Annotated in this window: 11 protein-coding genes; 4 read left to right on the top strand and 7 right to left on the bottom strand. The window is 58.3% G+C overall.

Going from position 1 to position 12335, the window contains the following annotated elements; all coding sequences use genetic code 11:
• Window positions 1–34: 34 nt before the first annotated feature.
• On the bottom strand, window positions 35–1366 hold the full coding sequence (locus ACYZUC_RS05025; protein WP_461994026.1) for a dicarboxylate/amino acid:cation symporter: 1332 nt from the start codon (window positions 1364–1366) through the stop codon (window positions 35–37).
• A gap of 44 nt (window positions 1367–1410) precedes the next feature.
• Complete coding sequence (locus ACYZUC_RS05020; protein WP_223480008.1) at window positions 1411–2493, bottom strand: 4-oxalomesaconate tautomerase; 1083 nt, start codon at window positions 2491–2493, stop codon at window positions 1411–1413.
• A gap of 167 nt (window positions 2494–2660) precedes the next feature.
• Here ACYZUC_RS05020 and ACYZUC_RS05015 point away from each other — a divergent pair, with 167 nt between their 5' ends.
• Window positions 2661–3551: a LysR family transcriptional regulator gene (locus ACYZUC_RS05015; RefSeq protein WP_032828620.1), complete on the top strand. Its 891-nt coding sequence runs from the start codon at window positions 2661–2663 to the stop codon at window positions 3549–3551.
• Between the two features lie 181 nt (window positions 3552–3732).
• On the top strand, window positions 3733–4635 hold the full coding sequence (locus tag ACYZUC_RS05010) for a universal stress protein (RefSeq protein ID WP_461994024.1): 903 nt from the start codon (window positions 3733–3735) through the stop codon (window positions 4633–4635).
• Between the two features lie 50 nt (window positions 4636–4685).
• On the opposite strand, the gene ACYZUC_RS05005 is transcribed toward ACYZUC_RS05010, so the two are convergent.
• Window positions 4686–6473, bottom strand: coding sequence for a SulP family inorganic anion transporter (locus ACYZUC_RS05005; RefSeq protein WP_461994022.1), 1788 nt, complete (start codon window positions 6471–6473; stop codon window positions 4686–4688).
• A 296-nt stretch (window positions 6474–6769) separates the two neighbouring features.
• Between ACYZUC_RS05005 and ACYZUC_RS05000 the strand changes: the two genes are divergently transcribed.
• Window positions 6770–8392, top strand: coding sequence for a methyl-accepting chemotaxis protein (locus tag ACYZUC_RS05000; RefSeq protein WP_461994021.1), 1623 nt, complete (start codon window positions 6770–6772; stop codon window positions 8390–8392).
• 233 nt (window positions 8393–8625) lie between these two features.
• Window positions 8626–9204 carry an S-(hydroxymethyl)glutathione synthase gene (gfa, locus tag ACYZUC_RS04995; RefSeq protein ID WP_461994019.1) on the top strand — a complete coding sequence of 193 codons (579 nt, stop codon included), beginning with the start codon at window positions 8626–8628 and terminating at the stop codon, window positions 9202–9204.
• A gap of 108 nt (window positions 9205–9312) precedes the next feature.
• Here the strand turns inward: gfa and ACYZUC_RS04990 are convergent, their stop codons facing one another.
• The 4 genes from ACYZUC_RS04990 to ACYZUC_RS04975 form a co-directional block, all read right to left on the bottom strand.
• Entirely contained in the window at window positions 9313–9777 is a 465-nt protein-coding gene (locus ACYZUC_RS04990) for a MaoC family dehydratase (protein WP_461994017.1), read from the bottom strand.
• Between the two features lie 21 nt (window positions 9778–9798).
• Window positions 9799–10530 (bottom strand): hypothetical protein, encoded by a 732-nt coding sequence (locus ACYZUC_RS04985; RefSeq protein ID WP_461994015.1) that lies wholly within the window; start codon window positions 10528–10530, stop codon window positions 9799–9801.
• A complete protein-coding gene (locus tag ACYZUC_RS04980; RefSeq protein ID WP_461994013.1) occupies window positions 10527–11621 on the bottom strand; it encodes an AI-2E family transporter in 1095 nt (364 codons plus the stop codon). Before ACYZUC_RS04980 ends, ACYZUC_RS04985 begins: the two co-directional genes overlap by 4 nt.
• Before the next feature lie 74 nt (window positions 11622–11695).
• On the bottom strand, window positions 11696–12331 hold the full coding sequence (locus ACYZUC_RS04975; RefSeq protein WP_084323405.1) for a response regulator transcription factor: 636 nt from the start codon (window positions 12329–12331) through the stop codon (window positions 11696–11698).
• Window positions 12332–12335: the final 4 nt, after the last annotated feature.

Genomic DNA, 12335 nt, shown 5'->3' with positions numbered 1-12335 from the left:
AGGTATTTAAGGGGCTGGATTCAGCCGCGAACGGTCAAGCGTGTTCGGTGACCTTCAAGCCATCCCAATCGGGGTTCTGGACTTGGGTTGGGGGTGCAGCAGGCGAAGGTTTGCCGTCCAGAGTCCGCATCAGTGTTTCGCGATCACAGGCGTTCTCCGAGATGGACATCACCACGGTAGCCACGGCGTTGCTTGCCAGACTGGTCAAAGCCCGGGCTTCCGACATGAAACGGTCGATCCCGATCAGCAAGGCAAGGCCGGCCAAGGGAATGTCATGGATCACTGTCAGCGTCGAAGCCAGTGCGACAAAACCGGCACCGGTGACGCCCGCTGCACCCTTGGAGGACAACAGCATGATTGCCAGCATGGTCACGGTCTGTGTCAGGCTCAGTTCGATGTTGCAGGCCTGAGCAATGAACACCGCTGCCAGCGAGAGGTAGATGGCCGTACCGTCGAGATTGAACGAGTACCCCGTTGGCAACACCAGCCCCACCACGCCTTTATTGCAACCCAGGGCTTGCAGCTTTTCCAGCATCCGCGGCATCACCGGCTCGGTGGAGGAAGTCCCGAGCACCACCAGGAATTCTTCGCGCAAGTAGCGCAGCAACTTCCACAGACTGAAGCCATTCGCCCGGCAGATGCTCCCCAGCACCACAAAAACGAAGAAGGCGCAGGCGATGTACAACGTCATGATCAGCTTGGCCAACGAGCCCAGCGATGTAATGCCGTACTGGCCCACGGTGAACGCCAAAGCGCCAAAGGCACCGATCGGAGCGAAGCGCATCAGGTAGGAGAAGATCTTGAACACCATGTGCGAGGCGGATTCCAGTACATCCAGTACCGGCTTGCCACGCTCGCCTATGGCCGACAGCGCAAAACCGCAAAGCACCGCGATGAACAACACCGGCAATACTTCGCCTTTATTGAAAGCGCCGATGAACGTGTCGGGGATGATGTGCATGAAAAACTCGACCACTCCCAGCTTCGCGGCCGAATCGGTGTACTGCGACAAGCCCTTGGTGCTCAACTGGGTGGGGTCAATGTTCATGCCCACACCGGGTTTGAACAGGTAGACCGACACCAGGCCAATAATCAGACTGATCACGGTCAACGCCAGGAACAGCAGCATGGTCTTGCTCAACAGGCGTCCGAGGGAGCGTTTATCGCTCATACCCGCGATACCCGTGACGATGGTGCAGAACACCACCGGAGCGATCATCATCTTGATCAGTTTGATGAAGGCATCACCCAGCGGCTTCAAGGCGATGGCCTGCTGCGACCAAAAATGTCCGACCAGTACGCCCAACAGCACGGCGCAGAGAATCTGAAAGTAGAGCGATTTTACAACTTTCATGGCATCACCCATTTTTAGAATTGTGCTGATGCAAAAACGGCAATGACTAGGGGAAGTTATCCGGCGAGTCGTTGAGAAGCCGCGGCGTAGACAAAACCGGAGAACAGCCTGCGCGATGTACGCACTACCGAAGCACGAATGGTCTCACCCTGAGCGCCGGTGTAGGACAATACGACATCTATTCCACCACTTGGGTGTTCAATGCGTACTTGCTGCAAGCGCGGCTCGCTAACCCCGCCGAGTAATTGCGCGACCACACTGCCTTCAGTGACACAAGCAGTGGCCAGGCCAATGGAGCCGGTGATCGCCAAGGCCCGGTGGCAATTGTGTGGCATGAAGTAGCGCACCTGGATTGTGCCGCCAGCCTTGGCCGGTGAAACCAGTACTGGCTTGGGAATCACTTTGTCGCTGACATCACCCAGGCCCATTGCCAGGCCAGCTTGCAGTCGCAAGGACTCCAGGCGACGCAGAAACTCTTTGTCCGCATCCAGCTCAGCAGGACTTTCATCACCGCGCTTACCCAACTGGCCGGCTTCGACGATCATCATCGGCATCGCCATGTCGATGCAGGTCACTGCAATACCGTCGATCAGATCCTGCGTTTGCCCAGTCGGGAAAAGCTTGCCCGTCTTGCTGCCCGCCGCATCCAGGAAGGTCAGTTGTACAGGAGCGGCGGTACCCGGCACACCATCGATGGCGGTGTCGCCTTCATAGCTGACCTTGCCACCCGGGGTTTGCACCTCGGCGTTCACAAAAGTCCCCGTGTTGAGGTTGCGAATACGCACACGGGTCAGGTCTTTGGTGCCTTTTACCAGCCCCTGCTCGATGGCGAACGGGCCAACGGCGCAAAGCATGTTGCCGCAATTGGGCGCAGTGTCGACTCGACGCTGGGAGACCATGACTTGAACGAACAGGTAGTCGACATCCGCGTCAGGATGCAGCGACGGGCTGACGATCGCCACCTTGCTGGTTTGTGGACTACCGCCACCGATGCCGTCAATTTCCAGCTCATGGCCAGAACCCATAAGGTTGAGCAGCAGCTCATCACGGTCTTCGATCGCAACAGGTAGATCCCAGGCGAGAAATACCGGGCCCTTGGAAGTACCACCGCGCATTAGCACACAGGGAATTCGTTGCATGAATACTGACTCTTGTTGATCAATGGGGGTTATTGATGTCTTGTGAGCAAGAGTCGCAGGCTTTAAAAATTGTTTCCAATGCAAATATCAGCCTGATTATTGCGTTTAACGCATGACGAATCTAGGATGACCGGGCTGAATAACGCTCGTCTGCAGAGAGAAAAAAAGTGAATTATGAGCTCAATGACATCCGATCTTTCGTGAAGATCGCAGAACTTGGAAGCTTCCACGAAGCTGCCGATGCATTGCATCTCTCTCAACCTGCGTTGAGTCGGAGAATGAAAAAGCTTGAAGAGGGATTGGGAACAGCGCTTCTTGATCGCACGACAAGAAGGGTAAGCCTCACCAGCGTTGGGCGAGACTTCCTGCCCAAGGCACGACGCTTACTGGATGACTTCGACGATTCGATACTTAACATCCGAGAGTTGGCGGAGCGGCAGAGCGGTCGTGTCACCCTCGCCTGCATCCCCACCGCAGCCTTCTACTTTCTTCCTTCGGTCATCCGCCTCTACAACGAGCGCTATCCGCAAATCCGCATTCGCTTGCTTGATCTCAGTGCGAACGAAGGTCTGGAGGCTGTTCTGCGTGGCGAGGCCGACTTTGGCATCAACATGATGAGCGGCCAGCACCCGGACATTGAGTTTGTGCCGTTGGTCAACGAGCCTTTTGTTTTAGCGTGTCGACGCGATCATGAGCTGGCCGGGCGCAGCTCGGTCACCTGGTCTGAACTGAGCAACTACCGCCTTATCGGGGTCGGTCGCCTGAGCGGCAACCGCATGTTGCTGGACCACGCTTTGTCGGGCTTGAGCTGGCGTCCACAGTGGTTCTATGAGGTGCAACACCTGTCTACATCGCTGGGCCTGGTAGAAGCCGGACTAGGCGTTTCGGCAATGCCGAGCCTCGCAATGCCGGCGGTGGATCATCCAACCTTGGTGAGCGTCCCCTTGATAGAGCCTATCGTGAACCGATCGCTGGGACTGGTTTACCGAAGAGGTGCCTCACTCTCTCCGGCAGCGGAAAAGTTCGTCTCGATACTGCTGGAACAGTGGGAACAATGACCCCTCTCGTCCTGCCAGCTTTAATAAGTGCATAGGGCAACTCGTCCCGCGCGCTCACTGAATGCAGGCGTATATTGGTATTGGCGATCCAGGAAGTTGAGGCCGTAGAGGTCGCCAATGGTGTGGCGGACGAGAGTGCTGGCAAAAACCAACGGATAACCCGGAATGCTGGAGGTGCGACATGAGCCAATATCAACGCCTCTTTCTGATTGTCGGTCCCACCATGCGTCACACGCCGGCGATGGAGCGGGCAGTCGCACTGGCCAAAGCCGCTGACGCAGTGCTGCATATCGCGGTGTTCATTGAAGACGTCGACATCTTGGGGTTGATGAGCGGGGATGAGCAATTTCGCGAGATCTGTCAGCAAGAGAACCAGAAGTGGTTGCAAGATGAAGCCCAACTGATACGTGGCAATGGCATTGCGGTGACCACCGAAGTTGTATTGGCTCGGGACGTACTTCAAGAAATTCTTCAGCATGTGAAGGACTTGCAACCGGACCTGGTTATCAAGGACGTACACCACGAATCAGCACTCAACCGCGTATTCGTCACGCCCCTGGATTGGCATCTGCTGCGCGATTGCCCGGTTGCTGTTCATCTCGTCAGCGAAGTCAGGTGTCCACTTCCACGGGTGATAGTGGCGGCAGTAGATTTGTCGCATCCAGAGCACCAGATTAACGACCTCAATGAACGGATCATCGTGGCTGCGCAGCGGATGGCCATGCAGTGCGATGCAGAGCTGCACCTGCTGCACGCCTTCGATCCATCGCTGACACATATCTCTGACGCCGGTGCCGGCGCCGTGACGATGCCGGGTTTCAGCACCGATGTACGTCGGTCACTGCACAAGTCCTTCATTACGCTGGCTGAAAACTACCGCGTGCCCTCTGAACAACAACACTTCATTGAAGGGCCGCCCACCAAAGTGATGTCCGACTTCGCGGCCCACAGCCGAGCCGATGTGATCATCATGGGCGATACGCATCGAAAAGGACTGCACAAGCTGCTTGGCAGTACTACAGAGCACGTGCTGTACAAGGTGCCCTGCAATGTTTTGGCAATAAAGGCGCAAGTAGATCAGTGATGGATCTGCACAGTGATGCCGGTAGCTCTATAGCGTGCCCACACCATTGTCTAATCGCGGTCCTCCTCCTGCCCTTCCCTCCTATCCTCGGGATGGACCTTGAGATAGCTGCTGACGGCGACGGCTAATGTCGGAAAAAACGCAGCTTCGCCAAACCGCTCGAAAAGTCCGAAGCGCTTCAACTTGTCTTTGACGGGGTCCTTCATCTCGGCCACGCACAACGTGATGCCAGCCTCGTTCAAGGTTTCGTCCAGCTCGGCCAGCATGTCGGCGGAAGTCACATCCACGCTGGTGACCGGTTCGGCTGCTACCACCAGCCAACGAACCGGCGTGGGTGATGTCGCCACGGCGTCCAGCACTCGGTCATGGAACAGTTCTGCGTTGGCAAAAAACAACGGCGCATCCCAGCGAAACAGCACCAGGCCGGGAATAAGACGCGCATCCGGATAACGCGTGATGTCGTGATAGCCCTGGACGCCTTTGGCGCGACCCAACACCGCAGAATACGGCCGCCAGCCATCCCACAGAAACTCGATCACCGCGACGACAATGGCAAGGCCAATGCCTTCGATGGCGCCGAATACGGCCACACCGACCGTACAAACGATCGATAACCAGAATTCCCAGCGCTGGATACGGTAAATCCGTCGCAAGTCGGCGACCTCGATCAGGCCGATAGCCGAAGCGATGACCACCGCCGCCAGTGCGCTGGTGGGCAGGTTTTTCAGCAAATCCGGGGCAAACACCAGCAATAAAGCAACAGCCAGCGCTCCAACCACGCCGGCAATTTGTGTTTGGGCCCCCGCAGCCTCGGCCACAGGCGTGCGTGACGAACTGCTGCTGATTGGAAACCCCTGGAACAAACCACCGGCAAGGTTGGCGACGCCGAGCCCTACCATCTCCTGGTTTGGATCGACATAGCTCTTGGTCCGCGCCGCATAAACGCGCGAGAGCACACTGGTGTCGGCGAACGAGACAAGCGCAACGGCGCAGCCTCCGATCAGTACCGGAACGATATCGGCACGGCTGATCCAAGGGATGGCAAACGCCGGCAAGCCTTGGGGCAGCGAGCCGAGGACCGCGACATTGTGGGTTGTCAGGTCCAGAACGCCGACGGCGACGGTGGCGCCTGCCACGGCAATCAGAATCCCCGGCACGCGTTTTTTGTCCTTGAGCAACAAGATGACCACCACGGTGGCCGCACCGATCATGAAGGTGGTCCAGTTGGTTTTCCCATCCATCACCGAGGTGGCAATGGCCCACAGGTTGCGCAGCGGTCCGTCGGATTCAATCGAAAAGCCGAAAAACTTGGGTAGTTGACTGATCAATACCGTCAGTGCGATGCCGTTCATGTAGCCATAGCGGATCGGTTTGGATAGCAGCTCGGTGACAAAGCCCAGCCGTGCGACACCGGCCAGGATGCACACTATTCCCGAGACGATCGCCATCATGCCGGCAAGGGCGATTGCGCGATGCGGGTCACCACCGGACAACGGCAGGACTACGGCGAGAATAATGGCTGCCAATGAGGAATCCGGCCCCAGCACCAGGATTCGGCTGGGGCCGAACAACGCATAAGCGAGCAATGGAACAATGGTCGCGTAAAGGCCATAAATGCCGGGGACTCCCGACGCCACCGCGTAGGCGATGCCGACGGGCACCAGCATGGTGGTGAGCACGAGTCCGGCCACAATGTCGTGCCGCAACCATGCCATCTTGTAACGGCTCAACATCCGCAGCCCCGGCAGCCAACGGCTCAAGCCGGCTTGATCGCCAGTATGCCTGTGCGTAATCCGGCCCGGTTCGGGAACGGGGGGTGGAGCATCCGAATCGCTCATGGGACTTTAGCCCTCAGGGATAACAAACAGCGCGCAGTAGATTCATTCTGGGTCAAGTCTGCGATCTTGCTCAGTAGTGAGTGAAAAATTCAGCGATGGACCAGGCAACCTGCACACTCATCATCGACCGCGCCGACTCCAATAGCGTGTCTCCCAATGTCGCAAATTCATAAATTCTCGCCGATCACACGATGTTTTTTCTTCTGGGTCTCAGCCAATGATGCCAATGTGCCTTTATTGCACCTTACGCTGACCTCTTGATCGCCATCGATTAGCTGACTCAGGAATTACGGACTATGGGAAGCTGGAAAATCAGGACTCATCTGCTTGTGCTCACCAGCACTTTGCTCCTGGGTTTGTTGTGCGTCGGCGGGCTTGGACTCTTGGGAATGCAATCCGCTGTACGCAGTCTGGAGACTGTGTACCTCGATCGGGTCGTGCCGCTGCGGGACTTGAAAAAAATCGCCGACCTGTACGCCGTGGACATCGTCGATGCCACCCACAAGGCACGCAATGGCAACTTCACCAACGCTGAATCGTTGACCCGAATAGAGCAAGCGCAGAGGGAAATCGATCAGACGTGGCGCGCGTACAAATCAACGGAACTGATCCCCGCAGAAACCCGTTTGATCGCGCAAATCGACCCGCTGATGGCCGCTACCCACGGGCCATTGCAAAACTTGCAGGGCCTGCTGCGCCAGAACGACGCCGCCGGTCTCGCGCGTTTCGCGACAGATCAGCTGTATCCACTGATCGATCCCTTGTCAGGCAAGTTTTCCGAGTTGATCGAGGTTCAACTGGTAGAGGCCAAGAACCAGTTCGAGCAGAACCAAAGCGCCTATACCTCCAGTCTCCAGCTCAGCCTGTTGATTCTGGCATTGGCCCTGATCGCGGGCGTGGCCTACACGGTCTTGTTCTCCCGCCTGTTGAGCCGCCAGCTCGGTGCCGAACCGGCAGAACTGGCGGCCATCAGTTCGAACATCGCCGAGGGGAAACTCGCCGCGACACAGTTTGATCAGCAACTGTCGACGGGAGTGCTGCACTCCGTCCAGGCGATGCGCCATAGCTTGAGCGAGATGATCGGCAAGATCAGCCAGGCCTCCGGGCAGATCGAGGGTGCCACGCTGCAATTGTCTGCGTCCTCCGAACAAGGATTGAGCAGCGCCGCACTGCAAAGCGAGACAGCCTCCTCCATGGCGGCCACGGTAGAAGAGCTTTCCGTCAGCATCACTCACATCGCCGACAATGCTCGACAGGCTCAAAGCACCGCACAGAAAGCCGGCGAAATCACCAGCGAAGGCATGGAGGTCATGCAGGCATCCATCCAGGAAATGGGCCAGATTGCCGACCTGGTGACACAAAGCTCATCGGACATCGATCAACTGGCGATTCAGTCCAACGACATCAGCCTGATTGTCGGTGTGATTCGGGGCATCGCCGAACAGACCAATCTCCTTGCCCTCAATGCCGCCATTGAAGCGGCACGCGCGGGCGAGCAAGGTCGCGGCTTCGCCGTGGTCGCCGATGAAGTGCGCAGCCTGGCCGCCCGCACAGCCCAATCCACCACGGAAATCGTTGCCTTGGTCAATGCCATACAAAGCGGCATGGTCAAAGCCAAAGACAGCATGGCCGCCGGCTGTGAACGCGTGACGCATGGTCAGAAACTGGTCGAAAGCGCGGGCCTTTCCATGGGCAGGATCAAGGGTGCACTGGACGAATCCCTTGCGGCCGTCAGTTTCATTTCGGTGTCGCTCCAGGAACAACGCGCCGCCAGTGAACAGGTCGCCTGCAACGTCGAGAAAGTAGCGCAAAGTGTGGAAGAGAACGCCACCGCCCAAAGCGGGATCGTGCGCACAACCCAGGAACTAAAGGCAATGTCCGACGGACTGGGCGTCATGCTGCAGCGGTTCAGTTTCTAAAAGGCCTGGCCCCCGTCAAACCAGTCAACGGCAGTTTGAAGGTTATGACGGGGGCGGCAACTCGAGAAGGTTTTCCCCATAGACAGTCATCGGCTGCACCTTGAAGGTCTCGGCACTTGAAGGCTTCCAGGGCCGCACCCGGTTGCCGAAGTTGGTCTAGGATTTATGTGAACGACCGGCCCGGGTAAGGCCCCAGGCACTTTTGTCTGACCCATTCAAAGGGAGACGCCAACGTGAGCACCTTGAAGCTTCATCCTGTCCTGGACAATGGCATCCAACCCGCCGACGCGAATTTCACAGGTGGCACCCTGCAATGCCTGTGTGCGACCGACAAAGTCGAGGTCCGGATCGACGCGCAAACCCTGCATAACCACGCGTGCGGTTGCAGCAAATGCTGGAAACCGCAAAACGCGATCTTCGCCGTCATTGCCGTGGTGCCTCGGGACAAGGTCAGCGTGACTGCCCACGGCGAAAAACTGGCCATTGTCGACGAAAAAGCCACCATCCAGCGCCATGCCTGCAAGCAGTGCCACGCCCATCTCTTTGGGCGCATCGAGAACAAGGACCATGCGTTTTATGGCCTGGACTTCGTCCACACCGAGCTCTCTCCCCAACGAGGATGGGCTGCGCCAGGCTTCGCGGCGTTCGTGTCCTCCATCATCGAAACCGGCACACCGCCAGCACAAATGAAAGCCATCCGTGAGCGCCTGCGCTCTATCGGCCTGGAGCCCTATGACTGCCTGTCACCGGACTTGATGGACGCAATGGCGACTCATGTCGCCAAACAGAAAGGCCTGCTCCCTGCCGCCTGATTGATCGGCCGCCGCGGTTTCTTCGCCGGGCCGCGGCCCCGGGCAGCTTGTTTGGGGATCTGTAAGTCGAGGAAAGGCGAACACAGGCAGCACTCACCGGTTTGCTCTTTAATCCTCTGGCGGCTTTCTGAACACCAGCAACTTCCCGGTCGCACGCTGCACCACCTTGTCATTCTGATTCAGCGTTTCCATGAACAGCGTCACCACGCCCCGATCCGGTTTGGAGGCCGACGGCTCGATGGCCTGTACCGTGCTGAACAGGCGCAACACGTCATCCGGATAAGTCGGTGTCGGCCAGCTCAGCTCGATGCCCAGGCCAATGATGCCGTCCGCCAGGGGGACGCTGGCCACGAGCATCTTCATGGTCAGGGCCGCAGTGTTCCAGCCGCTGGCCGCCAGACCGCCGAACAGACTCAACTCGGCCTCTTCGGCACTCAAATGGAAAGGTTGCGGGTCGTATTCGCGAGCAAACGCCAACATGGCTTCCTGATGGACGCGAACAGGGTCGCTTTCAAACTCCTGACCCAGACTCAGGTCATCGAGATAGAGTTTTTCCCAGGCATGCAGGGTCATGATTCATTCCTCCGCAGTGCATTACGAATAGCCGATGTCGCTGAGATCAATGGCCACCAGCAAGGCGTGCTCATCCGCCTGACCGTCGGCCTTGCGTCGATAGGCGCGCCGCTTGCCGGGCATGCGCAAGCCGTCGGTTTCAACATAGCCATGAACGTACTGCGCGGCAGCCAGGCCACCGCTGACATCCACGTTGTAGTCGTGACGACGTAACAGAAAGTCTGCACCGAAGTAGAAATCCTGCACCGCGCAGTGCGTGGCGATTGTCTCGGGGAAGGTCACCCGCAAACGACGCCAGCGCTCCGCGCCCTCATGCCAGGGCTCGACTTCCTCGGTCACGACACCCGACCAGGTGAACTGGAAAGGCATGGTCAGGTACGACCAAAGCGCGTAACCGTTGAAGTACGCTCGGTGCAAGGGATCCCAGGGACTGTTTTCCCCATGGTCGCGAAAGGATTCTCTGGGCTTCGATCGCTCGGCGATCACCTTGCCGGCGGTATTTTCGATGGCGATTCGATCCGGAGTGTAGGCGGTGAATTGATCGGCCCCACCAAAGGGCGTCACCGAGGCCCGCTGCTCATGCAGCCAGACGGTCATCTGCCGTGGCGCGCTGTCCTGGGTCAACCCTTTCATTGCCCAGAGCGAGCCACCGGTCACGATAGTGGCGCGTACCTGGTTGAAACTGCTCCAGCGCTCCAGACCACCATGGGCGATCAGTACGCGAGCCAGCAGTTCATCACCCGGTGCATTCATAGTGGCGGCCCCCCTCCTTCCGACGGCCGATCCCGGACCCATTGCCAGAATAATTGATACCCGACCGCCAACACCACCGGACCGATGAACAACCCGATGATGCCGCTCGTGACCATCCCGCCAAGCGCGCCGATCAGCACCACCGGCATCGGCACATCGACACCGCGCCCCAGCAGCAGCGGTTTGAGCACGTTGTCCACCAGGCCGGCAACGAAGACGAAGATGGCGAACACGATCGTCGAGGTGTTGGCGCCTTCGGTGGCGAACACGAAGGCAATCACCGGAACCGTAATCAGCGTCGCCGGCAATTGCATGATGCCTAGCAACAGCACCCCAAGGGCCAGCAAACCGGCGCCGGGAATGCCCTTGAAGACAAAGCCGAGTCCCACCAGCAGCATCTGGATGAACGCGATCCCGACCACGCCCAGCGCGACCGCACGGATCGTTGCGGTGCACAGCGCAGCAATTTTCGGCCCTTTGGTCGGGTCGCTGACCCGCGAGGCAATCTGCACCGCGCTGCGATTGCCGCTCTCGCCATAGGCCATGAAAATACCGGCGATGATCAAGGCGAAAATAAAGGTCAGGAAACCCATGCCGACGCCGGCCAATTTGCTCAACAGGGACAGGCTGAAGTGCTTGATCTGCGGGAGGTATTTGGCGGTCAGGTCGGGAAGATTGGTTGAGGCCTCGAGCCACAAGTCAAACAGCGGCTGCCCCACCAATGGCCAACTGGCGATGGATTCGGCGGGTGGTGGCAGGTGAAAGTCGCCGCCCTTGACCACTTCCATCACACGTTGGACCGAGTCGGCTATCGAGGTGCCCAGAAAGTAAATCGGCAACACCAGGATGACGATGGCGATCAGGATAATCAGCGTCGCAATGCGCCCGTCATTCTGCCCCAGGGGCCCTTTCAGCCGCGCCTGCAGCGGGTAAAGGGTAATCGCCAGGATCAGCGCCCACAGCATAAGGTCGCGGAACGGGCTGAATATTTCAAAGCAGAACAGCACCAGAACCGCGATCAACCCAGCCCGGATAAGGACATCGAGCAGCGTGCGCGTCAGCGTTTTCTCGGAGAACGAAGTGGGCTCCATGGAGGCCTCCTGATCACTGCAACGGTACGGGATCGGTTAGCCCAGCATAGACGTTCGGCGGAAAACGCGTGGATTCAACGCAGCTTCAATGGATCAACCAGTCCGGCGGCAATGGCCATGCCGACCAGGTCCGGCAGGGTATTGGCCTGCATGCGTTTCATCACGCGTGAGCGGTAGAGGTCGACGGTTTTTGCGCTTACCCCCAGTTGCTCGGCGATTTCGCGCGTGGTGTAACCCTGCACCAGCGGCAACAAGACGTCGCGTTCCCGTGGGGTCAGCGTGAGCAAACGCGCCTGCAACGCTTCATGCCCTTGATTACCCGAGCGGTGGGTCGCGCAATTGCTGAGGGCCTGTTGCACGCTGTCCAGCAGCAGTTGTTCGTTGTAGGGCTTTTCAATGAAGTCGTGAGCGCCGGCCTTGAACGCACGCACCACGATCGGCACATCGGCGTGACCGCTGACGAAGATGATTGGCAGGTTCAGTTCGCGCAATCGCATTTCTTCCTGCACGTTCAAGCCGCCCATGCCGGGCATGCGTACATCCAGCAGCACACAGGCCGCCAGGCTGGCATCGCAGGCATTGAGGAACTCAACACCGCTGGTAAACGGCAACGCCTTGAGGCCGACTGATTCCAGTAACCAGACCGTTGAATCGAGCATGCCTTGATCGTCATCGACCACATACACCACGTGCTCCGTCACACCCGCCATTGCA

The sequence above is a fragment of the Pseudomonas sp. GT1P32 genome, from assembly GCF_054897805.1.
This window is presented reverse-complemented; position numbering and strand designations above follow the sequence as displayed.